Below are 24,457 nucleotides of genomic sequence, written 5' to 3' on the forward strand. Positions count from 1 at the left end.
AGAAGCGTTTCTTGATTTAGAGCGTTTCTACCATATTTTTTAGATTAAATTATTGATTTTTTCCTGAAAGTAGGCTTCTTGATAACTCAAAGATCGTGCTAACTCTAGGGCATTTTCAAATGCAGAAAGGGCTTGCTGATCGCGATCGCGCTGTTGATGAATTTCTCCAATTTTATTATAGGTCATCATCAAACCATAATAATCAGTAGCTCTTTCTTGGACAATTAATAATTGCTCATAAATATTGAGAGTTGTTTCTAAAGATTCATCACGGCGGTATAACTGTGCTAGATTTTCTAGTGCGTTTGACGCGATCGCGTATTTTTGTTGCGACCAAGCACGACGATAAGCTTGCTCATAGGCATTACTGGCAGCATTAAACCGTCCCATTTCTTGATAATCTTCTCCTAAAGAAAAGAAGAGAGAGGGAAGGGGTTGCTCATTATTTTGCTGTTGGTATATGCTAGCTAAACGCTCCTTTGTGGTAATTCCTTTCTCAGGATTATTCGCCTGTTCATATAAACTTCTTAAACGGCGGAGATAATTAATTTCTGCTCTAGCATTATTTTGAGCCTCAGCCATTGCTAAAAGCTTTTCATAAGTTTCTGCTGCTTGGTCATACTGAAAGCGAGATTCGTAGAGACTGGCAATATTTTCTAACAAAGGGCGCGGATTTTCACTATCTTCTAGTAAAAAATTATAAACCGCGATCGCGCGATCGTTGACTCGCATTCTTTCATAACTTTCTGCTACTTGTTGTAACAATTCACGGTGATTATTCTCTTGGGCAGTAGTTTCAATATTGCTTAGTCGTTGTCGAATATTTCGTAAATCCTCAGAACGGTTTTCACGCCAAGCAACTTCTCCCACTCTTGCTAAGGCTTCCACTTCCTTAGAAACCTCAAGCTCTTGACGTAACCTTAATTCCCGATACCAAATATTAAAGGCTTCATCAACATTTCCGTCTTCATAAGTTGCTCTAGCACGGCGATTTAATTCTTCTAATTGTTGTTGTAATCTTAACTGCTCTAAAGGGCTTAAAGAACGTTGAATTGGCGGACTAGGTAGTAATGGATCTTCAATTTCCTCTACTTTTAAAGGATTTTGAAAAGGAGCTTGCGCCCCAGCTAAATTAGCTCCCAGTGCCGATAAAACAATACCAAAACTAAGCAATAAAACTTTTAGCAAAAATCGTAATTTCATTTGAGTATAGGAAAATAAAAGATAAAGAGGAGTTGCTAAGTGAGGACAGCAAGAAGGCTTCAAAGCTAGAGTAGCTTACCAAATTCCCAAAAATATTGTAATGCAATCGCACCAAAGAAATGCTATCCTAGTAGGGCTAAAAAACTATCATTCAACTCGCACATTTAGGGCTTCGGGTGTTTCCCTACAGGAAATTCCCCCTAAATGGAGGTTCAACCCGAAACAGGAGAACAATTAATCATGGCAGTTATTACCCTCAGAGAATTACTAGAGTCTGGTGTTCACTTTGGACACCAAACCCGTCGTTGGCATCCCGCCATGCGTCCTTATATTTACACCGCACGCAATGGCGTTCATATCATTGACTTAGTGCAAACTGCACAGTTAATGGAGGAAGCCTATAGTTATCTCCAAGATGCTTCGGCAAAAGGACGGAAAGTCTTATTTGTGGGAACAAAACGCCAAGCGGCAGGAATTATTGCCCAAGAAGCGGAACGATGTGGGGCCTTTTATGTGAACCAACGTTGGTTAGGGGGAATGCTGACCAACTGGGAAACCATTAAAACCCGTGTGGAACGTCTCAAAGAATTAGAACGTCTCAAAGAAAGTGGGGCAATGGCGCGTCGTCCGAAAAAAGAAGCAGCTGTATTAGGACGAGAACTAGAAAAACTGCAAAAATATCTCGGTGGCATTAAATTGATGCGTCGCCTTCCTGACATTGTGGTTATTGTTGACCAGCGCCGTGAACACAATGCCATCATGGAATGTCAAAAATTAGGCATTCCCATTATTTCTATGCTAGATACGAACTGTGACCCGGCATTAGTGGATATTCCCATTCCCGCCAATGACGATGCGATTCGTTCGGTGAAATTAATTATGGGTAAACTCGCTAATGCCATTTATGAAGGTCGTCATGGTGAACTCGACATGGAAACCGAAGCAGAGTACGAGGAATTAGAAGAAGGAATTGAGAGTGATGAGTATGAAGAGGATGAAGAAGAAATGACCTCTGACTATGACTCTGAAATGGTAGCAGCAAGTGACACCGAAGGTGAACAAAACTAAGCTATTTCAAAATGATAACGGTGTTACACTTCTCAAAGGGGTGTAACACTTGTTTCCTCTCTCTAGTCACGGCTTTTTTTGTGGCTTTTACTCTTTATAATTAGTCTTGTAGAAAAGGAAAACTAACATGGCGGAAATCTCAGCAAAACTGGTTAAAGAACTGCGGGAAAAAACTAGCGCAGGCATGATGGACTGTAAAAAAGCCCTTGCCGAAACCGATGGCGATATCACGAAGGCAATGGAGTGGTTGCGACAAAAAGGCATCACCTCCGCCGAGAAAAAGCAAGGACGGGCTGCTAGCGAAGGGATTATTGATAGTTATATCCACACTGGGGGACGCATTGGGGTCTTAGTGGAAGTTAACTGCGAAACTGACTTTGTGGCCCGTCGTGAAGAGTTCCAAACTCTGGTACGAGATATTGCGATGCAGATTGCTGCTTATGGGAATGTGGAGTATGTTTCCACTGATGATGTTCCCCAAGAAATCGTAGAAAAAGAAAAGGAAATTGAAAAAGGGCGCGAAGATTTACAGGGAAAACCTGACGAGATTAAAGAAAAAATTGTCTCAGGACGGATTGATAAGCGCTTAAAAGAAGTTTCCTTATTAGATCAGCCCTTTATTAAAGATCAGAGTATCACTGTCGAAGAATATATTAAGCAAGGAATTGCCACTTTAGGAGAGAATATTCAAGTTAGACGCTTCTCTCGGTTTGTGTTAGGAGAAGGGAAAGACGACGAACAATCTTCTGAAGAGTAATTTATTTGTCTAAGCCAATTCCTTGCACCTAGAAAGGCAAAGGTCAGTGATCTCTCGCTAACTTTTGCCTTTTTATAATGTTTGTTGACTTACTATTGATTAAGATGACTAGAGACATTAATCTCATTGAAAACGATCTTGAAAAATTACAACAACAAGTAGAAGAAATTTCAAATCGCTTAAAAACTGCTTATGAGAACTATACCGTAATTTTAGGGGAGACGTTACAACAGCAATTAGTATTTTCCGTTTATCAAATTTGCACCCAAGAATATCCAAAAGGGTTTTTAAGTTTATCACTGTCTCAACAGCAGGAGTTACAACAAGAAATTCGGGAGTTAGGGAAAAAGGCAACTGAAAACTTAAAGTTGGGAGGTGAGTTATTACAAGCGATGAATTTTGAAGATGATGATGATAACGATAACGATAACGAAAATGAACAAGAAGAGGAAGAAGCCTCATCAGCTAATATTTTTTCTGAACAGTGGGAGACATTTTCTGAGGGGAAAATTATTGAAGAAAATCAGTTTAATGAGGAAGAATTTAATTCAGAAGATGCAGTCTCTCAACTTCAAGCATTAACTCCAGATAGTCTCATGGCTTGGTCACAGTTACAAGAAGAAGCCATTGCCATGATTTTGGCAACAGTTTCGAGTCAAGCTAATACTCTACTCCAAAAAATGGGAGTTTTACCACAGGAATTACCTCAAGAAATGATTGAGGCTGCATTGCAAACAGAAGGCGCAGGTTCGATTAGTAATCGCGCTCCTGGGGTGTTACATTTAATGTTAGAAGTAGAACGAAAAAATCAAAAAGAAAAATCGAGAAAGGATAATAATAATGAGGTGATGCAGTTAGCTGTGGTGCGTCTGCGAGTAGGAGAGTTAGAGTTTGCAGCCCCAACTTTAAATACTAAACGTCGCGAAATTAGAACGATTGAACAGCAGTTACAGAAGTTACAAGAACAACATCGAAGATTAACCCAAGAACGCGCGATCGCGCAAGCTGAACTTGCCTGGCGCAGTAGTTGGCATGAGGATCATTAGTTATTAGTGAAGTTCACTCCAGCGTTCTACTATAACGCTAATGAGATTTGGGTTTTATACTTGATAAGAGGGGTTAAATTCTCAATACTATGCAAGCCTTTCCTAGCCAACACAATGCCTCGTAACTCATGACAGATGACAATACTTTCGACTGGGAACGTCTCCATAAAGCCCTCGCCGTAGAAGCGAAAAATGGCTATTCTGATATTGTCGGAAACCAGTATCGCTTTAGTGAGTTTTTTTGTTTAACCTTTGGGAAAGTTCCCCCTCAAACGACCCTGGAACAGGAAAAGCGGTGGCGGAATTTAGCCATAGAATTTTCTAATTATGGAGAAAAAACAGTTACCGAACGACAGCAACTAATTGTCAAAGCCAGCCGTCTCCTTAAGGAAGTTCAAGAAGGGAAAACCGATACTCCTACTTCGGAACGAAAACCACTTGCCACAAAAAGTCCAGTTGCTAATTCCCAAGCCAACCTAGACTTAGATCAACCGCTACGAGATGTTCCTGGCATTGGGAGAAGTCGCAGTAATAGTTTATATCGTCTTGGTTTGGAAACAGTACGAGATGTTTTATTCTATTATCCCCGTGAACATATTGATTACGCCCAACAAGTTAATATTGCTGACTTAGTGGAAGGGGAAACAGTGACCATTGTTGGCACTGTCAAGAGTTGTAACTGCTTTACCAGCCCAAAAAATAAGAAACTCACAATTTTGCAACTGGTTATTAAAGACCGCACCGGAGAAGTTAAACTCAGTCGCTTTTTCGCTGGGACACGGTTTGCCCATCGCGGTTGGCAAGAGAAACAAAAACGATTATACCCGAGAAGCGCGATCGTGGCAGCGTCAGGATTGGTCAAAAAGAATAAATATGGCATTACCCTTGATAACCCAGAAATTGAACTCCTCGACTCTCCGGGGGGTGAAATTGAATCAGTGAATATTGGGCGAGTGTTACCCGTTTATCCCCTGACTGAGGGGGTATCTGCTGATGTCATTCGTAAAGCGGTCATTACTGTGTTACCCGCCGCGAAAAAGCTGCAAGACCCCTTACCAACCCCTCTCCGTGAACAATATGGCTTTCCCACCCTATCAGAAGCCGTCACTAACCTTCATTTTCCCCCTGACCATGATACGCTTGCCCACGCTAGACGCAGACTAATTTTTGATGAATTTTTCTTCTTACAACTGGGGTTTCTAACTCGTCGTCAACAGCAAAAAGAAACGCAACAAAGTGCCATTCTCAACCCCACAGGAAAACTCATTGACCAGTTTAAGCAATTCCTTCCCTTCTCCTTAACCAATGCCCAACAACGGGTGGTGAGTGATATTTTACAAGACTTAAATTCGGAAACTCCTATGAACCGACTGGTACAAGGGGATGTGGGGTCAGGGAAAACCGTTGTTGCTGTATTTGCGATTCTCGCTGCCATTCAGTCAGGATATCAAGCGGCGTTAATGGCCCCCACAGAAGTTCTTGCTGAACAACATTATCGCAAATTAGTGGGTTGGTTTAACTTATTACATTTGCCTGTAGAACTCCTCACAGGGTCAACGAAAACGGCAAAGCGTCGCGAGATTCATCAGCAATTAGAAACGGGAGAACTACCGCTTTTAGTGGGAACTCATGCCTTAATTCAAGATACCGTCAATTTTCAACGTTTAGGCTTAGTCGTCATTGATGAACAACATCGGTTTGGGGTACAACAACGGGCGCGGTTATTAGATAAGGGTCATTCTCCCCATGTTTTAAGTATGACAGCAACGCCTATTCCTCGTACGTTAGCGTTAACCCTGCATGGGGATTTAGATGTATCACAAATTGATGAGTTACCCCCCGGACGACAGGAAATTCAGACAACGGTTTTACAAGGCAAAGAACGCCGTCAAGCCTACGAATTAATCCGCCGCGAAATTGCCCAAGGAAGACAGGCTTATATTGTTCTCCCTTTAGTGGAAGAATCAGAAAAATTAGATGTTCGTTCGGCGATTGAAGAACAAGAAAGATTACAAGAAAGTGTGTTTCCTGAGTTTAATGTAGGCTTATTACATGGGCGCATGAGTTCCCAAGAAAAGGATGAGGCGTTAACAGCTTTTCGGGATAATGAAACGCAAATTATTGTCTCCACAACGGTAATTGAAGTGGGGGTCGATGTTCCCAATGCAACCGTGATGTTAATTGAAAATGCGGAACGATTTGGCTTATCGCAATTACACCAATTAAGAGGAAGAGTGGGACGAGGAGAAGAGAAGTCTTATTGTTTGTTAATTAGTGGGTCTAAAACAGATACGGCTAAACAAAGATTGGGGGTTTTAGAACAGTCGAGAGATGGCTTTTTTATTTCGGAAATGGATATGCGATTTCGGGGTCCTGGAGAAGTATTAGGGAAACGCCAGTCTGGATTACCTGATTTTGCTTTAGCCAGTTTAGTTGAGGATCAAGAGGTGTTAGTTTTAGCTAGAGAAGCTGCGGAAAAATTGGTCTTTGTGGATAAAAGTTTAGAGGATTATCCCCTTTTAGAAGAAGAATTAGAACGACGCTATCGGAAGTTAATGGGTAGCACTATTTTAGCTTAAAATTAACGGGAAGAACGACAGTCTCTTAACCACAGTTGAATTGCTTGTCCGACAATTCCATCATGGGTTTCTTTGGGAGGAGTTGGGGGATGCTCTTCATCAACTAAGCCAAAGCGAGAATAGAGGCTTACTAAGTACCAACCTTGTTCGCTTTCAGTTAAGAATAACCAGTGATAATTTTGAACAGAATGAACTTCAGTTTTTTGATATTTACGCTCTAATGTGGTAAAAAAGATTTGCTTAACATCGTCACTTTCAGCATTGGGAAAAGCAGGGGTATAATCTCCTTTTCTGTCTGTTTTTAATGGATTCAAGTCAGGTTTTCCTGCTACAATAAAGTAGGTGGAATCACTTTGTGTCCGCGAGGGAGACTTGCTTCGTTGAATGACACGGTTAGCATAACTGGGCAGGTCATCTAAGAGCTTTTCACTGAGCGATTCAAAGTTTTGAGGACAACTTGAAGCAGCGATCGCCTCTGGCGCTGAACGGAGTTCAATCGCGCTTTGAGGAAATAACATCAACATTACTCCCCCTAATCCAATTAAAAAAGTTTTTCTCATGGTTCATTTTAACTATAGTATTTTAATAATAAAGCAATAGGTAATAACGAATGACTAATGACTAATGACTAATAATTTATTCCATAATTTCTTGACAGATTTTTTGCCAAATTAGTTGTGGTGTTTCTGATTGAGTAATGGGGCGACCAATGACTAAATAATCAGCACCTGCATTTAGAGCTTGTTTCGGGGTCATGACTCGTTTTTGATCGCCATTATCAGCAAACTCAGGACGCACCCCCGGACAAATTAACCAAAAGTTATCCCCACAAACTTCTCTTAATTTAGCCACTTCTTGAGGGGAACAAACTGCTCCATCTATGCCATTTTCTTGAGCTAACATTGCCATTTTTAAGATATATTCTGGTAGTTCAATGGGAACTTGTAAATCAAAAGCAAGAGAACGATCATTAATACTGGTTAAGAGGGTAACTGCGAGTAATTTGGGGGGGGCAGTTGAGGCTTGTTTGGTTTCTACAGCTGCTTGTAGGGCTTCTTTCCCTGCGCTAGCATGGATGGTTAGAAAGTCCACATTGTATTTGATGGCAGCTCGACACGCACCAGCAACAGTATTGGGAATATCATGGAATTTCAGATCGAGAAAAATGCGTTTATTATGTTGTTTAAGGTAATCTAAAATAGCGGGGCCGGCACTCACAAATAATTCTAATCCTACTTTCCAAAAGGTAACATCAGGAAGGGTCTCTACTTGCGCGATCGCGCTTTCTAAATCTGGAACATCTAAAGGGACAATAATACGCTCTTGCGGTAACATAAACAATTAATTATTTATTATGACCAAAACAACACAGAAAAACTCAACTTCCTCAATTTGGCAAGAAAAGCCATGGTGGTGTCAACCTTGGTCGATTATCCTTACAGGAATCACGATCCCTACGGTGACTTGGCTACTTACTCATCTCTGGTGGGTAACTGTGCCAGTTATCATTGCTATTTTAGCTTGGTGGTGGCTGTTTCTTTATATTGTTCCTAGAGGATATGCTGGGGGAAAAACTCAAGTTAAATGAAAGACTACAAAGTATTTGAACAATCCATTCAGATCAACGCTAGCGCGACAATGGTAGAAAAATGTATCAGCGATCGCGCTTTGATGCACCGTTGGCTTAATCCCCGTCTCCGTTGCGAACCGGTTGGAGAATGGGATACCCGTTTAGGCAGTCGTAGTCGTTTTATTATTAATCTTCCCGGAATTGAACCCACTCTGAAAAATACAGTTGTAGAAAGAGAACCAGGGTTAATTGTGTGGGAATTTGTTGGGTTTTTTAAAGGGCGCGATCGTTGGGAATGTCAACCTAATGATGAGGGAACTAAATTAATTAACCGCTTTGAATTTAAAATTCCTAACCCTTTAGTAAAAGTAGGCTTTGAAATAGTTGCCGCCCGTTCCACTGAACAAGAAATGTCTGCCCAACTTCGTCGTCTCAAGCGAGTAGCAGAAGCCCTCTATATTCAAAGTGGCTTTACCTGATCTCATCAACGCGATCGCAGATAAACAGATGAGGATAAATCCCTCCTGTTTCCACTAAACGTTCTTCACGAATTTGAAATAACCCTGACTTAAAAACAAGCCTTTTAAAAAGACCGCGTCCTTTTCCTACTAAGATAACAAGGCGACCCCCAGGGGCTAAAATTTTTCCAGCCCCCCGTAAAAATTTAAGATATAACTGATAAAAATTAATTTCTGCTCCCAAATGCATTCCAAATGGAGGATTCGTTACAATAGCATCAAAATGCTGGTGAGGATACATTATGTCTAAGTCTCTAGCATCAACTTCCTTGAGACTAACTCGATGAGAAATTTTAGCAGTGTCAATATTTGTTTGTGCTCCCCTAACCGCTTCCTCACGGCGATCGCTGCCATATAATTCTAAATGAGGAAACATGGTCGCCGCTTCTAATAACAGAGTAGCAGAACCACAAAAAGGGTCTAATAAACGAGTTTTTTCTTCTAAACCACCTAACCGTAACATGGCATAAGCCATAGTCGTTTTAAGGCTAATTCTCGGTCGCCACACCAGATGATGTCGCCGATCTAAAGATGCTTTAGTTAGTTGAACACTGACTAAACAAAGCCGATCAAAAACATCAACACGGACATTAACATCATACTGTTCTAAGCTAACAGCTTTTTGATAACGCTCAATTAAAGCTGCCCCTGCAATTTTTTGGACATCTATACTATTAAATAAATGTCGCCCATTGCGCTGAGTGGTTACTCGAAACTTTTTCGCCCCTTCCATTTCTGGAATATCAAGTTCGAGTAATTCCTGCTTGATTGTTTCTAAAAAATCAGCCTTTTTAGGCACTGAAAAATGATAAATTTGACGCATCACATGAAAAACTGATCGCGCTTTGAGGGCAATTTGAGACAAGAGTTCTTTCTCATCAACACTTTCTACTAAAATTTGTCCCTCAAGATTAAAAGGTTTTCGTTTAATTTGCGTCAAGCAACAGGAGACAGCCGTAGCGCGATCGCGCAATTCCTGTTCCACAATATCTTCAATGCCGGGATTAGTTGTTAAGCGCAGTTGGGTCATTAAATAAACTTAATAATTTGGGCTCTCACCAAAACTTGGAATCTCTCAAATTCTGTCCTTAGATTGGTGAGATAACAATCACTCTATGTTATCCTTTTCTTACACTTAAATGAATATTAACTGGAATGTTCTAATTGGAAGCAATAATTCCAAACGTAGCTAAACCTTGTAAAAATAATTACAGCTAAAAGCAACGAAGATCTAATTCCTTTCCATCTTTGCTAACAATAGCAATTTAATCACTCTATCAGCTTATTTATCCCATTGGAGGTAAACAGCAACTATGAAATCTTCTTTAGTAATTCTCTATCATCGTCAACCCTATGATGAAGTAATGGATGACGACGGCGTAATTCATTATAAAGCCAAGCAAAGCCCAAACGGAATTGTTCCCACCTTAAAAGGATTCTTTTCTAATGTGAATCAAGGCACCTGGGTAGCTTGGAAAGCAGTGAATCAAGTTGATCAAGCTAACTTCAAAGAAAGAGTTGCCGTTGATGAAATTGAAGATGGTGGTAACTATAATGTTCGTCGCATTCCTTTAACAGAAAAACAAGTAGAGGATTTCTATCATATTACGTCAAAAGAAGCCTTTTGGCCGATCCTGCACTCATTTCCTTATCACTTTACCTACGAAACCTCTAACTGGGAAAACTTTAAAGAAGTAAACCGTTTATTCGCCAAAGCCGCCTGTGAAGAAGCAACAGATGATGCTTTAATTTGGGTACATGACTATAACCTGTGGCTTGCTCCCTATTATATTCGCGAACTGAAACCCAACGCACAAATTGCCTTTTTCCATCACACCCCATTCCCCTCGGTAGATATCTTTAACATTCTTCCCTGGCGTGAGGAAATTGTCGATAGTCTGCTTTGTTGTAATATCGTTGGCTTTCATATTCCTCGCTATTCCGAAAACTTTGTCAATGTTGCCCGAAGTTTACGTAAGGTAGAAGTAGTGGAACAAGACTCGGTTCCTGAACATATTACCCCAGTGGGAACAGCTTTAGCCGAACCAGAAATGACGACAAAATTACGGTGGAATAACCGCATTGTCAATATCGACGCATTTCCTGTAGGAACCAACCCCCAACATATTACTAATACCCTACATAAAGAGGAAACCGAACAACGCTATCAAGAAATTTTAGAACGGCTACAAGGGCGTAAGTTAATTATTTCCGCAGGGCGTGTTGACTATGTCAAAGGGGTGCGAGAGATGCTAGAAGCCTATGGTCGCCTCTTGGAACGTCGCCCAAACTTACAAGGAAAAGTAAATATGATGGTCACTTGTGTTTCTCCAGCTAGTGGGATGCGGGTTTATGAAACTGCCCAAAACCTCATTGAACAGTTAGTGGGGCAAATTAATGGACAGTTTGCCACTCTCGAGTGGATTCCCATCATGTTATTTACCCAGCCCATTCCTTTTGCTGATTTAATGTGCTACTACCGCGCCGCAGATGTTTGCTGGACAACCCCGTTACGAGATGGCTTAAATTTAGTGGCGAAAGAATATGTGATTGCTCGTGAAGGAAAAGGGGGAAATTTAATTCTGTCTGAATTTGTTGGAGCAGCAGTAGAACTACCCGAAGCGATTCTCACCAACCCTTATTCTATGGATCGCATGGATGATGCCATTGATAAGGCGCTAGATATGCCTCAAGCAGAACAGGAACAACGGATGCAAAAGATGTACAAAACGGTCACTCAATATGATGTAGCTTATTGGGGTGATCGCCTGTTTAATAAGTTCCAAGAAGTTCAAAAAGAAATGGAACAAAAAGCCACAACCCTTTAATCAATAAACCCCCCCTATTAATCTCAGGGGGGTAGTCAAAATTAAAACTTAAGTTGAGAATTATTCACCAGTAAATAGACTTTTAACTTTTTCAATAATACCGCCACCTTCTTCATTAGAGGCTTGTTCGTCGCCTTGGAAGTTATCTTCAACGGCTTCTTTAGTTTCTTCAGCTTTCTGAGTTGCGTTTTCTACCCCTTCTTCTACAGATTTCTGGGCATCTTCAGCCATCTCCTTCATTTGAGACGTAGCATCTTCAGCCATGTCTTCCGCCGCAGCCAAGGGGCTAACTTCAGCAAGTGCGGTTGAACCCTGCTCAAAGCTAGACGCGATCGCGCTAGAGGTAAAAATACCTAAACTCGAAAATGCAATAACAGTGAAACAAATAAATCCTAGAATAATTTGTTTGATAGATTTTAGATTCATATTCATCTTAATCCTCACACAACTCAGTTGCTTAGTTATGGGTTATCACCACCGATTATAGTCATTTTTACCCAAAAGTCAAGGAGATTTGTAAACTGATCTCTTTGATCTAACAGGGGAATTGTGGCAACTAAGAAAAACAAAGCTCACTGTAATATTTGAAACAGCATTAATAATTTAAGATCACATTTTACTAATTACTTAAAGCACCTATGCGACTATAAAAATCTTTCATTTCTTGCCAAAATGCGCTCCGTGACTCTGACCAAATATAAAACATATGACCACCACCGAACTGTCTGACTTGTAAATTTTCTGCCATTGTTTTATCAAGCTTCATCTGTTGGACAATACGGTTAGAAGCCTGAAACGGAGTCACTAAGTCATAATAACCATGACTAATATAAACCTTCATGTGAGGATTTAAAGCCATTCCATACCGTAAATCATCCGTTGCTCCAATTTGACTTTGCAAAACATGACGATCATAATCAAGCTGCCAACTGCGGTTAATATCAAGACTCAGCAGATGATAAGTTCGGTCAGTTTTCACCCCAATTACCTCTCGAAGTAAAACATTTACAGCACGACTGAAAACCCGATCAATGCCGAATAAAGTCGGATCAGGCCCCTCAAATTGTTCGCGATCAGGAAAAGGATCTGTGGCCTTAATCGTCGCATCATAAAGGCCACACACTTGACGTTGATCACGGAGTAAGTTCCGTACAAAAACTGGTTGGGTGATCCGTCCATGAGCCTTGGTTACTAAATCTAAGGGTAACCCTAACTGATTTGCCATCGACTGTAAAATAGACTCTCGTTCCGATGCTGGCATCCCTTCCCCTTGAATTAGCAAGCGCACCAGATCATTATTCGCAAATTTAATTGCCTCTGTAACTACTGTCTCTCTTGGCAAGTCTGCCGTATAAGTTTGACTCTTACCATGAAACGCTGCCGTTGCTGCCATAGACGGGAAAGTATCTATCCAGGAGAGAATATCATAATCAGAGGGATCAAGACTTTGGAACTCTAAGGCAGGGGACACAAGAATTGCGCCATTTAGCCCAATGCCATAGCTTTCCTGAAGTAACTTCGCTAGCTTGGCAACCCGAAACCCTCCATAACTCTCGCCAGCAATAAAAATAGGACTTCTCCAACGGTCATTTTCTGATAAAAACCGTTGCATCATCTCAGCTAAGGAGTCTAAATCCCGTTTTAGGGCATAAAATTCACGATTTTCTCCCTCATCTTCAGAAGACTTGCTATTACTAACAGCACTACTTTCTGAGGCTTTTTCGGAACTCCCTGATTTTTTAGGATGATCAATAGTACGACTAAACCCTGTTCCTACAGGATCAACAAAAACCAAATCAGTAAATGGTAGCCAGCTATAAGGATTTTCTAATAATTCTGCGGGAGGGGGTGGAGCAGATCCATCTTCATTAAATTTTGCCAAATGAGGCCCCATTGCGCCCAAGTGTAAGAAAGCGGCTGCCGCTCCAGGACCCCCATTAAAAGCAAATGTTATGGGGCGTTTTTGAGGGGATTGATTGCGGGCCAGATAAGCAACGTGGAAAATTTCTGCAACAGGTTTTTCCTTTTTGCGTAAAACCGTCCATTGAGCTCTAGTTTCGTAGGGAAGATCGTTGCCAAAAACCCCCTCAGTTACCGCACCCTCAGGAGGCTGATAGTTTTGGTTGTCTGCTTGTGATTGCTCTGAATTGGTCATTACTTATTGAAGAAACCCATCAAGGGACTTGTCAAACTTTAAAATACAGGGTACAATTTCCTGTTAGCTTTAGAAATGGATTTGCCTAGAAGATAGCTTAAATCACCTAGGGTAGCGAAAATGCTGAATCCATGATAGCTTGAAAAAAGAGTGTAAAAAAATTGTAATAATTTTGAGTGCAGTTAAAGCTAATTTCAGAAGTTCTTTCTTTGCGCGATTTGCGTTATTCCCATCGTCAAGGTAATAAACGTAAGGAAAGGTATGGGAAAACTAGTGATGAATTGTCATCCATGATTGGGAAGAAAAACAATTAATAAGGCTGAATCATTTTTTATCATGCACGTTTGTTGTAAAATTACCCAACTTATGAAATGAATGTTAACTGCGCTAAAAAAAGTTTTGAACAACTAAAATTAAAGTGAGGTATTTTTTATTATGTCTGTGCGCCTATATGTAGGAAATTTACCAAAGGATACAGTACAACAAGAAGAATTGCAAGAAGTTTTTGGCGAAGCTAGCAATTCCTTCTCCATTAAAGTTATTAAGGATCGTAAAACAGGAACCTGTCGTGGCTTTGCTTTTGTAACAGTCCCCAATGATGAGGTGGCTGATGAAATTATTGAAAAATATAATGGTCAAACTTTCAGAGAAAATGCTTTAAAAATTGAAAAAGCATTACCTCGTAACAAAGGAAAAGGTGAGGAAGATAGTTCTAAGCCAGAAAAAGAAGAGTCTTCTCAAGCCCGCAATTCTCGCCCGAATAAACAGAAAAACAAAGAAGCGACCTCTAGTAATAAACGACGAGGCAAAAGTAATAAAAAATCCAAGCAACCTGCCACTAGTACCAATAGCAGTAGCAGCGGTGCAACTCAGCCTGATCCACGATGGGCAGATGAATTAGCTAAACTGAAAGAAATGCTCAGTGCGGTGGAAAAATAGCTTTTGCCTAAACTTAAAGATGGATAATTGGCAGTCAGTTATCCATCTTTTTTTTAATTGCAAGCTATGCGAGCACGAGTCCTTTCGCTGCAATTGTAATACTCACTACTTTGGCTGGGAATATTGCGACGACGATAATGGCGCGGGGTGCGACTATCACGTTTAAATCGTCGGTCATGATTTCGATAACGACCCCTTCTTCTATCCTTAAAGGAATCGCGCCGATCTCGAATTGTACGTTTATCGTCAGAAGAGTCCCCAAATTGGATAGTTAAGTTACCGCGACGAATAGTAACAGAATTAGCATTAGCAGCAGAAGTGGGGAAGAATAAACCTAAGCTCATTGTTAATAAGCAAATACTTAATCCCCTCTTTACAATAGAACGATAGAATTGAGACTTATCCCTTATCATAATTCTCTCTTAGCTCTCTGCTATTATTATAATCAACAGATATTTCTCCAGAATAAAATTATTTGAGTAAATTCCTTAGACAAATACGTGAGTTGATCAAAGCTAGTGAAGTTCGGATTTCTGAACATGGCTATGAAGAACTAACAGAGGATAACTTAACAGTAGAAGAAATCGTTACAGGTATAGAAGAAGCCGTTATTGTGGAAGAGTACCGAGATTATCCCAAGGGAAGATGTATTTTAGTATTGCAACAAGACCAACTCGGAAAAGCTATCCATGTAGTATGGGGCATTCCTAAAGGTTACGAGAAACCAGCAGTTTTAATCACTGCATATAGACCCAGTTTAGAAAAATGGGATGAGAGTTTTCTAAGGAGACGGTAATTATGAGACAGCGAACAAAGACTAAATATATTCATCAACAGCCTTATCTTGCCACAGTAGAAGTTACCCTAATTGAAGATGAAACAGGGTGGTCTCCATATCTAAGTCTTAAAGATGCTTACAAATTAGATAAAGTGAAAAAAGCTCTTCGCCAAGGTGATTTAGAATCAGCAGCTCAATATGGTCAAATCTATGAACTGCATCCCATTTTAAGTTAGTTTAGGAAAATACATGATGCGGTGAATGGCGATCGCGCTAGAGAAGTAATTGGAATTAAAACCACTATGTGTTTATTCAGATTGGGATCTGGTTGTTCCACAGCGCGATCGCGCGATTATTCGGAATGGGAAACCAGAATCCTCTTCCTTCAAGGAAGGGGAGTATCAATACCTTTAGCACATTCTAGGAGAATCCCTTAAATTTTAAGATAAGCTATGATTGCTTAACAATGTGGGTTAATGTCTCATTAATTTCACTTGAACTATACAAATAGTAAAATTTAAGAATGCGAGATTTTCAAAATATTGCCAACACAAACTATGATCTGATTATTATTGGGGGAGGCGTTAATGGAGCTGCCACAGCCCGGGATGCTGCTTTGCGAGGGCTGAAGACTATTTTATTGGAAAAAAGTGACTATGCCAGTGGCACATCCAGTTGGTCAACTCGTCTCATTCATGGTGGGTTGCGCTATTTAGAATATTTCGAGTTTTCTTTAGTGCGAGAGTCGTTGCGAGAACGCGAAATTTTACTTCGTACGGCTCCCCATTTAGTGAAACCCCTGATGCTCACTGTACCTGTTTATGGAGATCGATCGCGCCCTTATTGGAAAATTCAAGCGGGAATGTTCCTCTATGATATTTTTAGCTATGATAAAACTCTTCCTTCCCATCGGATGTTACCCCAAGGGAAATTTCATCAACTTTTCCGTTATTTAGACCAAGACGGCTTAAAAGGGGGCGCACAGTATTATGATGGGCAAGCAGTTTACGCGGAACGTCTCTGTTTAGAAAATATTGTTGCGGCTACAGAAGCAGGGGCAACTTGCCTGAATTATACAGAGGTGACTAAGCTAGTGCAAGAGGGGAGCCAAATTACACAACTCCAGTGTGAGGACAAGTTAACAGGGGAAACTTTTACGGTTCAAGGCAGCGATCGCGCTACGATTATTAATACTACTGGCCCCTGGGTGGACGAAATTTGTCAACGGGGACAAGAAAACGGAAAGACAATTTCAATTAGCAATCAGCCCAAAATTGGCGGAACCAAAGGCAGCCATATTGTCGTACCCCCTTTCTCTGGCGCACCTGATACCGCCCTTTATGTGGAAGCGAAATCCGATGGTCGTCCCTTCTTTATCGTGCCGTGGTTAGGAATGTATTTAATCGGAACCACTGATTTGCGTTTTCAGGGCAATTTAGATCAAGTGAAAGCGGATAACGAGGAAATTGACTATCTGCTACAAGAGACTAACTTAATTATCCCTAGTGCCCAACTAACACGCGATGATATTAAATTTACCTACTCAGGGGTACGCCCACTTCCTTATACTCCTCCCGGACAAAAAACTGGTAGTGTTAGCCGTAAGCATATCCTGCATGATCATTCTAAGGAGGGCGTTAATAATGTGATCTCTTTAATCGGCGGAAAACTCACCACCTTCCGTCATGTGGGAGAAGAATTAGTGGAAGCTGTCTTGAAAAAGCAAAAACGGAAGCACTCTCCTTGTCCAACCGTAAAAACGCCATTTCCCGGAGCAATTGTTCCCAGTGATGAGAAAGTGACTGCAACGGTCAATCAATATCGCGATCGCGTTTCTCTTGCCACTTTAGATCATTTATTTACCCTCTACGGGGCAAGAGCCACTAATGTTTTACAATTAACAGATGAATATCCTGATCTAGCTAATCCCATTAGCCCCCAATTGCCTGATATTAAAGCACAAATTGTGTACGCTATCCGCCACGAATTTGCCCATAACTTTATTGATATCCTCCGTCGTCGTACTACTATTGCTATGCAGTTAAACTATGGTTTAGATGTGTTACCGATAGTTGGTGATATTTTAGAAAAGTATTGTGGCTGGAGTCAACAAGGAGTGGAAAAAGCACAGCAAGAGTATTACCAATATATGACAAAAAATTGCATTCCTGACTATGTCTTAGAAGAAAAAGAAATGACCGCGACCAAGAGATAATGGTAGAAACTTAAATTATTTTTTACAGGTTATCGGTTATGGGAAAAAGAGATAATTATCTTGGTTATCTCTAGAACTTATACCGATTTAAACTTACGAATGCTTATCTTTGTTCTAATTTTTAATACTGTTATTTGCCTCATTAATTGTTATTTACTGTGGCAAATAATAAGATGGAAAAAACAGTTAACTCACTTAGCAGATACCCTAGAAAATTTAGAAAAACAAGCGCCCTTTTTTCTAAATTTAATGGTTCTCAATTTACGCCAAGCTGAATATCAGAGTCTTCTATTCCGTCAACAGTATGAAAATTTACAGCAAAAATCACAGAAAATATTAGTATTGCTTAAGTTCTTAAAGTGGTTTTTGCAAAGGTATCGTACTTGGAAAATGATAGAAAATAGACAAGTAGCAAATCATGGGGGATAATGAGAGACAAGCTAAAACCAGAGTTATTCCAATCATCCCTGTCATTAAGATGAGATTGGTCGCTCGAGGAGCGAATTGACAAGTGCCTTAATTATTAGCTTCAATCGAGGACCATAACATAAACGTTAAGAATAAATTAATGATGAGTATATATCTAAGTTCTGTTCAACATATCATAAATACTTCTGTTATTGCTGCAGCAGAAAGGCTGGACATTTTAGTCCAGATTGATAACATTTTTGCTGAAATTGTCACGATCTTAAAAGCCATTTTCTTTTATCCCATATTTGGCTTTCCTATTATTGTCCTCTGGTTAATTTTGGGAGGCGTTTACTTCACCATTCGCATGGGATTGATTAATATTCGCGGTTTTAGTCATGCAGTAGCCGTTCTCACAGGACAATATCAAAATCAAAATAGTAGTGATGAGGATGATGAACAGGAGGGAGAAGTTTCACCATTTCAAGCTGCCTCTACTGCCCTTTCTGCAACTGTTGGCTTAGGAAGTATTGCAGGTTCTGCTATTGCCATTCAAATGGGTGGCCCAGGGGCAATTGTTTGGATGATTATTGCGGGCTTTTTGGGAATGTCCACCAAGTTTGTAGAATCCACCCTCGGACAGAAATATCGCCAAGTTAAGCCCGATGGTAGCGTTGCCGGTGGCCCCATGTATTATCTTGCTAATGGTTTGGGAGAGTTAGGCTTAGGTTCTCTGGGCACAGGGTTGGGCTTCTTATTTGCAATTTTCTGTGTGCTAGGAACCTTTGGGGCTGGGAATATGTTTCAGGCAAACCAGTCTTATGCTGCCTTAGCAGGGGTTTTACCTTTTATCGCAGAGCGCAGTTGGTTTTTTGGTATAATCATGGCGCTATTGGTAGGCGCAGTTATTCTCGGCGGTATTAGTCGCATTGGTGTCGTTACCAGTCGCCTTGTTCCCATCGTGGTCTTGTTTTATATTACGGGCTGTCTGTGGATTATTGGTACTAATTGGCAATTGATTCCAGAGGCGATCGGAACCATTCTTGAAGGCGCGTTTTCTCCTGGGGCTATTGAAGGAGGATTAGTGGGTGTAATTGTGCAAGGATTTCGTCGCGCAGCGTTTTCTAATGCCGCTGGGATTGGATCATCGGCGATCGCGCATTCAGCAACTAAAAGTGATCAACCGGTGCAAGAAGGCTTAATTGCTGCCACAGAACCAGTTATTGACACCATGATTGTCTGTAACTTAACCGCTATTTCCATTGTTATTACTGGGGTTTATAAAGGATTTGCCGTGGGAGAAGCCACAGGAATCCAACTCACTGCTGCTGCTTTTGGCACAGTCGTCAATTGGTTTCCCATTGTTCTTGCCATTGCCGTCATTTTATTTGCTTTCTCCAATATTGTTTCTTGGAGTTACTACGGAGAACAAGCATGGATGTTTATCTTTGGAGAAGACAGCGTTATTCTCTATAAACTCTTATTTGTTATCTTTGTTTTTCTTGGCTCAGTGATTGAACTAGGAACGGTGTTAGACTTTAGTGATATCATGCTGATTGCCATGTCAGTTCCCAACTTAATTGGTTGTTTCTTACTCGCAGGTCAAGTGGGAGATGATTTAAAAGTGTATATGGAAAAACTGCGCTTAGAACGAGCGATGGCAAAAAGTTCAGCCACTGAAACCACAGAAGAAGCTGAAGAATATACCGAGTCGAAAAAGTGAATAACTGGGAATATCGACAAGTAACGATTCAACAAGGAAAGCAACGACTCGATCGCGCTTTAGCCTCCCACTTCCCAGACTTATCTCGTTCTCGCTTACAAAAACTCATTGAACAGGGGAATATCACTGTTGATGGGGTAGTGGTAACGAATAAAAAATCTCCCGTCCAAGGTGGGGAAGAAATCTGTGTCTCTCTTCCTCCCTTACAACCTCTAAATTTAGAACCAGAGTTTATTCCTCTTGATGTTCTCTATGAAGACGAACAATTAATTATTATCAATAAACCAGCAGGGTTAGTTGTTCATCCCGCACCGGGGAATGAAACTGGCACTCTAGTTAATGCTTTACTCGCCCACTGTGACCATTTAGCAGGGATTGGCGGAGTGGAACGTCCTGGCATTGTTCATCGCTTAGATAAAGATACCAGTGGCGCGATCGTTGTGGCTAAAACTGATTTCAGTCATCAAAGTTTACAAGCCCAAATTCAAGAAAAAACCGCTATTCGCGAATATATGGGGATTGTCCATGGTTCTCCCAAAGAAGAGATTGGCGTGATTAACTTACCCATTGGTCGCCATCCTATCCATCGTAAAAAAATGGCAGTGGTAGAGAAGGGGGGAAGAAATGCGATTACCCATTGGTGGGTAGAACAGCGATTAGGGAACTATACTTTAATGGGGTTTCGTTTAGAAACTGGGCGCACCCATCAAATTCGTGTCCATTGTGCTGCCATGGGACATCCCATTGTGGGAGATCCCGTTTATAGTCGCGGTAAGTCCTTATACGGAGTGAAATTATCAGGACAAATATTACACGCGAGAAAATTAGAATTAACCCATCCTGTGACAGCAGAAAAAATCAGCGCGATCGCGCCGTTACCACCTGAATTCACTAAACTTATGAATTAGGGCAAAAAATCAGCAAAGCTGGATTGTCTTAACTGGCGGGGTTTTGAACCCGTGATTTTACGATAAAATCAAACCTTGTAACAACACATTAAATTTGAGTTCTCACAGACTACTTTTATGAGTAACCAACTAGACGCGATCGCGCCTCATGGGGGCGAATTAATTAACTGTATTGCTAACGAAGCAGAAAAAAAAGAATTTCTAGCCCAAGCAGACACCCTTCCCCGAGTACAATTAGACGGGCGGGCAACCTCTGACCTAGAAATGATTGCGATTGGTGGGTTTAGTCCTCTCCGTGGCTTCATGGAACAAAAAGACTATGAACAGGTAGTTACGGATATGCACTTAGAGAATGGCTTACCCTGGTCAATTCCTGTTACCCTGTCCGTCACGGAAGAAGAAGCCGAACCGCTTAAGGAAGGGGGTTGGGTACGCCTTGATGATCCCCAAGGGGATTTCATTGGCGTGTTAGAACTAACTCAAAAATACCGCTATAACAAAGCCCATGAAGCGACGAATGTTTATCGCACCGATGAAGAAAAACATCCCGGAGTCGCCGTCATTTACCAAAAAGGGCCAATTAATCTAGCAGGGCCGGTTTGGCTATTAGAACGCAAACCCCATCCTCTCTTTCCGAACTATCAAGTTGATCCTGCCGCATCTCGCGCCATGTTCCGCGATAAAGGTTGGAGAACGATTGTTGGTTTTCAAACTCGTAACCCCATTCACCGCGCCCATGAATATATCCAAAAATGTGCTTTAGAAACGGTAGATGGCTTATTTTTACATCCCCTTGTTGGCGCAACCAAAAGTGATGATATTCCAGCAGATGTGCGGATGCGCTGTTACGAAATTATGATTAATAATTATTTCCCTCAAGAACGGGTCATTTTAGCGATTAATCCTGCGGCTATGCGATATGCTGGCCCCAGAGAGGCAATTTTCCATGCTTTAGTGCGGAAAAACTATGGTTGCACCCATTTCATTGTCGGGCGCGATCATGCTGGCGTTGGGGATTATTATGGCACGTATGATGCTCAAGAAATTTTCAATGAGTTTGATCCTGAGAGTTTAGGGATTACTCCCATGCGCTTTGAACACGCCTTTTATTGCAAGCGCACTAAGCAAATGGCAACGACAAAAACCAGTCCTAGTACCCCTGAAGAAAGACTACATTTATCAGGAACAAAAGTTCGGGCGATGTTACGGGAAGGACAACTGCCTCCAGAGGAGTTTTCTCGTCCTGAGGTTGCCCAAGAGTTAGTGAAAGCGATGCAGGCTAATTAATATTAGTCATTAGTCATTGGTCATTTGTCCTTCGTCATTAGTCATTAGTCATTTGATCCCCCCTAGAGTTAATAAGGGGGGAATGATAGGGGGATTAGATTAAAATGAAGCCAAACGATCAGTTCTATTATTAATATGCAACCGAGAGATACACAAGTTCTTCCCATTGCACCAGAAACCACCGTCTATCGATCGCGCACTTGGGAGCGTTTAAAATTTGAAATTGAATATGGGCTACAACGGGGAACAACGGCTAATTCTTATTTAATTCAGGGAGAAAAAACTGCCCTATTAGATCCCCCAGGGGAATCATTTACTGAGATATTCTTAGAGTCGCTAAAACAACGAATCTCTCTGGCTAGCATTGATTATCTCATTCTCGGTCATGTTAATCCCAATCGCGCGGAAACTCTAAAAGCCTTCTTAAAACTTGTTCCTGATGTAACGATTGTCTGTTCTAATCCAGCAGCCATGTCTCTGCATCAGTTATTAGGAGAGAATGCAGTTCACTATCGGGTGATTAAAGGGGAAGAAACGCTCGATTTAGGGAATGGTCATCATTTAGAATTTCTATTAACTCCCACGCCACGCTGGTCAGATCAGCTTTGCACCTATGATCCTAAAACCAAGATTCTGTTTACAGATAAGTTATTTGGGGCGCATGTGTGTGGGGAACAGATTTTTGATGAAGGATGGCAGGTTTATCAAGAAGATCGGCGTTACTATTTTGATTGTCTAATGGCTCCTCATGCTAGTCAAGTGGGGACGATTTTAGAGAGATTTAAAGGGAAATCAGCTAATACTTATGGAACTGGTCATGGCCCCATTGTGCGTTATGGCTTACAGGCGTTAACCAATGCCTATCAAGAATGGATTACTCAACAACAGCAACAGGGGGTTAAAGTGGCTTTACTCTATGCCTCAGCTTATGGAAATACGGCGACCATTGCTAACGCGATCGCGCGAGGAGTGACTAAAGCAGGAGTTGCCATAGAATCCATTAACTGCGAATTTACTGACCCAGAAACCATTAAATCAGTGCTACAAAAAACATCTGGCTTTATTATGGGATCGCCAACATTAGGGGGACACGCACCGACACAAGTCCAAACTGCCCTCGGGATTGTTCTTTCTACCGCAGAAACCAGCCAGTTAGCAGGGGTTTTCGGTTCTTATGGTTGGAGTGGAGAAGCCATTGATATCCTCGAACAGAAAATTAAAGATGCTGGTTATCGCTTTGGCTTTGATCCCATTCGTGTCAAATTTAAACCCACTGATAGTACCCTCAAATACTGTGAAGAAGCAGGAACGGATTTTGCCCAAAAAGTAAAACGGAAACAGAAGAAACAAATTGCCCGTCAAAGTGTCAGTGATTCTCTGGCAGCGCGAACAGAACAAGCATTAGGGCGAGTTGTCGGTGCCTTATGTGTGGTAACGGCGAAAAAAGGGGAACTGGCAAATGGAATGTTAGCCTCTTGGGTATCGCAAGCAACATTCTCCCCTCCAGGTTTAACGGTAGCGGTGGCAAAAGAACGCGCGATCGAATCATTAATGTATGTTGGGAGTCCTTTTGTCCTAAATATCCTTCCTGAAGGAAAGCAATTACAAAAGCATTTTATGAAAAATTATGCCCCAGGGGAAGATCGTTTTGCCAATGTTGAAACGGAAGAAGCAGAAAATGGTTGTCCTATTTTAACCCAAGCCCTCGCCTATATTGAATTACAAGTGGAAAATCGCATGGAATGTGGCGATCACTGGTTAGTGTATGGTGTCGCCAAAGCTGGGAAGGTATTAGATCCTGAAAAAGTAACCGCCGTTCATCATCGTAATTCAGGTAGTCATTATTAACCGTAATTTCTTTAAGCCTTTTTCTGCGTGTTTGCGAGAGGTTGCCGGTTTAATATTCAGAACTTTCGCAATTTTACCGTGGGGAATGGCTTTTAAGTAGTAATGTCGGATCACATAGCTTTGGGAAGGGGGAAGCTGCGCGATCGCGCTTTCAAGACTTTCTCGTATTTCTTCTCGTACCGCCACCTCCTCAGGAGATAGTTGCTGATTGGGATAGTTTTCATTCCCTTCTAAAGTGAAGTAACGAATTGCCCGTTTCCGTCGGGACACATCTCGACAACGATTGCGCGTCATGGTCATGAAAAGACTTCTTAAACTGGTTAATCGTTCCCGATATTGACTGAGTTTAGAAAAGCCTTGACACATAATTTCTTGTTTTAGATCTTCTGCTTCTTCCACATTATTCTCCATCCAAACCAAACAATAGCGATAAATTTCTGCCTCATATAATTTCCATAATTGCCAATAAGCCTGTTGATTACCAGCAAAAAAACGCGCTAATAGTTCCGATTCATAAGAGTTTGCTGTAGATTTCACGGGAGACGAAGCAACCATAATCATCAAAAAATTACATACCATTAGAAGACAATCATAGTCTTCTGATTTTTTTTGAAAAGTGGTTTTGGA

The 24,457-nt window shown here is 41.1% G+C and carries 25 protein-coding genes; 17 read left to right on the top strand and 8 right to left on the bottom strand.

All coding sequences use genetic code 11. The annotated features are described in order from the left end of the window. Nucleotides 1-39: 39 nt before the first annotated feature. Entirely contained in the window at nt 40-1,203 is a 1,164-nt protein-coding gene (locus tag FRE64_RS06840; protein WP_146295271.1) for a tetratricopeptide repeat protein, read from the bottom strand. 240 nt (nt 1,204-1,443) lie between these two features. On the opposite strand from FRE64_RS06840, the gene rpsB reads away from it, so the two are divergent. The 4 genes from rpsB to recG all read left to right on the top strand — a co-directional run bounded on the left by rpsB (nt 1,444) and on the right by recG (nt 6,653). Beyond that, nucleotides 1,444-2,271: a 30S ribosomal protein S2 gene (gene rpsB / locus FRE64_RS06845; RefSeq protein WP_146297302.1), complete on the top strand. Its 828-nt coding sequence runs from the start codon at nt 1,444-1,446 to the stop codon at nt 2,269-2,271. Nucleotides 2,272-2,398: 127 nt separating this feature from the next. Beyond that, nucleotides 2,399-3,028 carry a translation elongation factor Ts gene (tsf, locus tag FRE64_RS06850; RefSeq protein ID WP_146295272.1) on the top strand — a complete coding sequence of 210 codons (630 nt, stop codon included), beginning with the start codon at nt 2,399-2,401 and terminating at the stop codon, nt 3,026-3,028. A gap of 104 nt (nt 3,029-3,132) precedes the next feature. Then, nucleotides 3,133-4,074 carry a hypothetical protein gene (locus tag FRE64_RS06855; protein ID WP_146295273.1) on the top strand — a complete coding sequence of 314 codons (942 nt, stop codon included), beginning with the start codon at nt 3,133-3,135 and terminating at the stop codon, nt 4,072-4,074. A gap of 128 nt (nt 4,075-4,202) precedes the next feature. Then, complete coding sequence (gene recG / locus FRE64_RS06860; protein WP_146295274.1) at nt 4,203-6,653, top strand: ATP-dependent DNA helicase RecG; 2,451 nt, start codon at nt 4,203-4,205, stop codon at nt 6,651-6,653. A 2-nt stretch (nt 6,654-6,655) separates the two neighbouring features. On the opposite strand, the gene FRE64_RS06865 is transcribed toward recG, so the two are convergent. Further along, the gene (locus tag FRE64_RS06865; protein ID WP_146295275.1) at nt 6,656-7,213 is read right to left on the bottom strand and encodes a hypothetical protein; all 558 of its coding nucleotides are present in this window, start codon (nt 7,211-7,213) and stop codon (nt 6,656-6,658) included. Between the two features lie 76 nt (nt 7,214-7,289). Next, nucleotides 7,290-7,988 (bottom strand): orotidine-5'-phosphate decarboxylase, encoded by a 699-nt coding sequence (pyrF, locus tag FRE64_RS06870; protein ID WP_146295276.1) that lies wholly within the window; start codon nt 7,986-7,988, stop codon nt 7,290-7,292. A 19-nt stretch (nt 7,989-8,007) separates the two neighbouring features. Here pyrF and FRE64_RS06875 point away from each other — a divergent pair, with 19 nt between their 5' ends. Together FRE64_RS06875 and FRE64_RS06880 are read left to right on the top strand one after the other, a co-directional pair. Continuing rightward, nucleotides 8,008-8,241: a DUF6737 family protein gene (locus tag FRE64_RS06875; protein ID WP_146295277.1), complete on the top strand. Its 234-nt coding sequence runs from the start codon at nt 8,008-8,010 to the stop codon at nt 8,239-8,241. Beyond that, nucleotides 8,238-8,702: an SRPBCC family protein gene (locus FRE64_RS06880; protein WP_146295278.1), complete on the top strand. Its 465-nt coding sequence runs from the start codon at nt 8,238-8,240 to the stop codon at nt 8,700-8,702. The genes FRE64_RS06875 and FRE64_RS06880 overlap by 4 nt, the downstream gene beginning before the upstream one ends. Here the strand turns inward: FRE64_RS06880 and FRE64_RS06885 are convergent. Then, nucleotides 8,695-9,771: a methyltransferase domain-containing protein gene (locus tag FRE64_RS06885; RefSeq protein ID WP_146295279.1), complete on the bottom strand. Its 1,077-nt coding sequence runs from the start codon at nt 9,769-9,771 to the stop codon at nt 8,695-8,697. The two genes, FRE64_RS06880 and FRE64_RS06885, sit on opposite strands and share 8 nt — an antisense overlap. A 283-nt stretch (nt 9,772-10,054) precedes the next feature. Between FRE64_RS06885 and ggpS the strand changes: the two genes are divergently transcribed. Further along, on the top strand, nt 10,055-11,569 hold the full coding sequence (ggpS, locus tag FRE64_RS06890) for a glucosylglycerol-phosphate synthase (RefSeq protein WP_146295280.1): 1,515 nt from the start codon (nt 10,055-10,057) through the stop codon (nt 11,567-11,569). Between the two features lie 60 nt (nt 11,570-11,629). Here ggpS and FRE64_RS06895 read toward each other — a convergent pair whose 3' ends face one another. Next, a complete protein-coding gene (locus tag FRE64_RS06895) occupies nt 11,630-11,995 on the bottom strand; it encodes a hypothetical protein (protein ID WP_146295281.1) in 366 nt (121 codons plus the stop codon). A gap of 193 nt (nt 11,996-12,188) precedes the next feature. Further along, nucleotides 12,189-13,724 (bottom strand): S10 family peptidase, encoded by a 1,536-nt coding sequence (locus FRE64_RS06900; RefSeq protein ID WP_146295282.1) that lies wholly within the window; start codon nt 13,722-13,724, stop codon nt 12,189-12,191. Nucleotides 13,725-14,159: 435 nt separating this feature from the next. Here FRE64_RS06900 and FRE64_RS06905 point away from each other — a divergent pair, with 435 nt between their 5' ends. Continuing rightward, nucleotides 14,160-14,663 (top strand): RNA recognition motif domain-containing protein, encoded by a 504-nt coding sequence (locus tag FRE64_RS06905; protein WP_146295283.1) that lies wholly within the window; start codon nt 14,160-14,162, stop codon nt 14,661-14,663. A 53-nt stretch (nt 14,664-14,716) separates the two neighbouring features. Here the strand turns inward: FRE64_RS06905 and FRE64_RS06910 are convergent, their stop codons facing one another. Then, nucleotides 14,717-15,007 (bottom strand): hypothetical protein, encoded by a 291-nt coding sequence (locus tag FRE64_RS06910; RefSeq protein WP_146295284.1) that lies wholly within the window; start codon nt 15,005-15,007, stop codon nt 14,717-14,719. A 131-nt stretch (nt 15,008-15,138) separates the two neighbouring features. On the opposite strand from FRE64_RS06910, the gene FRE64_RS06915 reads away from it, so the two are divergent. The 9 genes from FRE64_RS06915 (at nt 15,139) to FRE64_RS06950 (ending at nt 23,830) form a co-directional block, all read left to right on the top strand. Then, entirely contained in the window at nt 15,139-15,459 is a 321-nt protein-coding gene (locus FRE64_RS06915; RefSeq protein WP_146295285.1) for a DUF4258 domain-containing protein, read from the top strand. Nucleotides 15,460-15,461: 2 nt separating this feature from the next. Beyond that, nucleotides 15,462-15,677: a hypothetical protein gene (locus FRE64_RS06920; protein ID WP_146295286.1), complete on the top strand. Its 216-nt coding sequence runs from the start codon at nt 15,462-15,464 to the stop codon at nt 15,675-15,677. Nucleotides 15,678-15,726: 49 nt separating this feature from the next. Further along, the gene (locus FRE64_RS18080; RefSeq protein ID WP_281286904.1) at nt 15,727-15,855 is read left to right on the top strand and encodes a hypothetical protein; all 129 of its coding nucleotides are present in this window, start codon (nt 15,727-15,729) and stop codon (nt 15,853-15,855) included. A 109-nt stretch (nt 15,856-15,964) separates the two neighbouring features. After that, a complete protein-coding gene (gene glpD, locus FRE64_RS06925; protein ID WP_146295287.1) occupies nt 15,965-17,656 on the top strand; it encodes a glycerol-3-phosphate dehydrogenase in 1,692 nt (563 codons plus the stop codon). Between the two features lie 60 nt (nt 17,657-17,716). Continuing rightward, nucleotides 17,717-18,085 (top strand): hypothetical protein, encoded by a 369-nt coding sequence (locus FRE64_RS06930; RefSeq protein WP_222597874.1) that lies wholly within the window; start codon nt 17,717-17,719, stop codon nt 18,083-18,085. A gap of 139 nt (nt 18,086-18,224) precedes the next feature. Then, nucleotides 18,225-19,787 carry an alanine/glycine:cation symporter family protein gene (locus FRE64_RS06935; protein WP_146295289.1) on the top strand — a complete coding sequence of 521 codons (1,563 nt, stop codon included), beginning with the start codon at nt 18,225-18,227 and terminating at the stop codon, nt 19,785-19,787. Next, nucleotides 19,784-20,695 (top strand): RluA family pseudouridine synthase, encoded by a 912-nt coding sequence (locus tag FRE64_RS06940; RefSeq protein WP_146295290.1) that lies wholly within the window; start codon nt 19,784-19,786, stop codon nt 20,693-20,695. The genes FRE64_RS06935 and FRE64_RS06940 overlap by 4 nt, the downstream gene beginning before the upstream one ends. A 117-nt stretch (nt 20,696-20,812) precedes the next feature. After that, entirely contained in the window at nt 20,813-21,982 is a 1,170-nt protein-coding gene (gene sat / locus FRE64_RS06945) for a sulfate adenylyltransferase (RefSeq protein ID WP_146295291.1), read from the top strand. Between the two features lie 135 nt (nt 21,983-22,117). Next, nucleotides 22,118-23,830, top strand: a complete 1,713-nt coding sequence (locus tag FRE64_RS06950) for a diflavin flavoprotein (RefSeq protein ID WP_146295292.1) — start codon at nt 22,118-22,120, stop codon at nt 23,828-23,830. On the opposite strand, the gene FRE64_RS06955 is transcribed toward FRE64_RS06950, so the two are convergent. Next, complete coding sequence (locus tag FRE64_RS06955) at nt 23,813-24,385, bottom strand: RNA polymerase sigma factor (RefSeq protein WP_186709004.1); 573 nt, start codon at nt 24,383-24,385, stop codon at nt 23,813-23,815. The two genes, FRE64_RS06950 and FRE64_RS06955, sit on opposite strands and share 18 nt — an antisense overlap. Nucleotides 24,386-24,457: the final 72 nt, after the last annotated feature.

The sequence above is a fragment of the Euhalothece natronophila Z-M001 genome, from assembly GCF_007904085.1.
Lineage (GTDB): Bacteria > Cyanobacteriota > Cyanobacteriia > Cyanobacteriales > Rubidibacteraceae > Halothece > Halothece natronophila.

Coding starts and splice junctions, on each gene's coding strand:
- FRE64_RS06840 (WP_146295271.1), bottom strand. CDS start 1,203: ATGAAATTACGATTTTTGCTAAAAGTTTTATTGCTTAGTTTTGGTATT.
- rpsB (WP_146297302.1), top strand. CDS start 1,444: ATGGCAGTTATTACCCTCAGAGAATTACTAGAGTCTGGTGTTCACTTT.
- tsf (WP_146295272.1), top strand. CDS start 2,399: ATGGCGGAAATCTCAGCAAAACTGGTTAAAGAACTGCGGGAAAAAACT.
- FRE64_RS06855 (WP_146295273.1), top strand. CDS start 3,133: ATGACTAGAGACATTAATCTCATTGAAAACGATCTTGAAAAATTACAA.
- recG (WP_146295274.1), top strand. CDS start 4,203: ATGACAGATGACAATACTTTCGACTGGGAACGTCTCCATAAAGCCCTC.
- FRE64_RS06865 (WP_146295275.1), bottom strand. CDS start 7,213: ATGAGAAAAACTTTTTTAATTGGATTAGGGGGAGTAATGTTGATGTTA.
- pyrF (WP_146295276.1), bottom strand. CDS start 7,988: ATGTTACCGCAAGAGCGTATTATTGTCCCTTTAGATGTTCCAGATTTA.
- FRE64_RS06875 (WP_146295277.1), top strand. CDS start 8,008: ATGACCAAAACAACACAGAAAAACTCAACTTCCTCAATTTGGCAAGAA.
- FRE64_RS06880 (WP_146295278.1), top strand. CDS start 8,238: ATGAAAGACTACAAAGTATTTGAACAATCCATTCAGATCAACGCTAGC.
- FRE64_RS06885 (WP_146295279.1), bottom strand. CDS start 9,771: ATGACCCAACTGCGCTTAACAACTAATCCCGGCATTGAAGATATTGTG.
- ggpS (WP_146295280.1), top strand. CDS start 10,055: ATGAAATCTTCTTTAGTAATTCTCTATCATCGTCAACCCTATGATGAA.
- FRE64_RS06895 (WP_146295281.1), bottom strand. CDS start 11,995: ATGAATCTAAAATCTATCAAACAAATTATTCTAGGATTTATTTGTTTC.
- FRE64_RS06900 (WP_146295282.1), bottom strand. CDS start 13,724: ATGACCAATTCAGAGCAATCACAAGCAGACAACCAAAACTATCAGCCT.
- FRE64_RS06905 (WP_146295283.1), top strand. CDS start 14,160: ATGTCTGTGCGCCTATATGTAGGAAATTTACCAAAGGATACAGTACAA.
- FRE64_RS06910 (WP_146295284.1), bottom strand. CDS start 15,007: ATGAGCTTAGGTTTATTCTTCCCCACTTCTGCTGCTAATGCTAATTCT.
- FRE64_RS06920 (WP_146295286.1), top strand. CDS start 15,462: ATGAGACAGCGAACAAAGACTAAATATATTCATCAACAGCCTTATCTT.
- glpD (WP_146295287.1), top strand. CDS start 15,965: ATGCGAGATTTTCAAAATATTGCCAACACAAACTATGATCTGATTATT.
- FRE64_RS06935 (WP_146295289.1), top strand. CDS start 18,225: ATGATGAGTATATATCTAAGTTCTGTTCAACATATCATAAATACTTCT.
- sat (WP_146295291.1), top strand. CDS start 20,813: ATGAGTAACCAACTAGACGCGATCGCGCCTCATGGGGGCGAATTAATT.
- FRE64_RS06950 (WP_146295292.1), top strand. CDS start 22,118: ATGCAACCGAGAGATACACAAGTTCTTCCCATTGCACCAGAAACCACC.
- FRE64_RS06955 (WP_186709004.1), bottom strand. CDS start 24,385: ATGGTTGCTTCGTCTCCCGTGAAATCTACAGCAAACTCTTATGAATCG.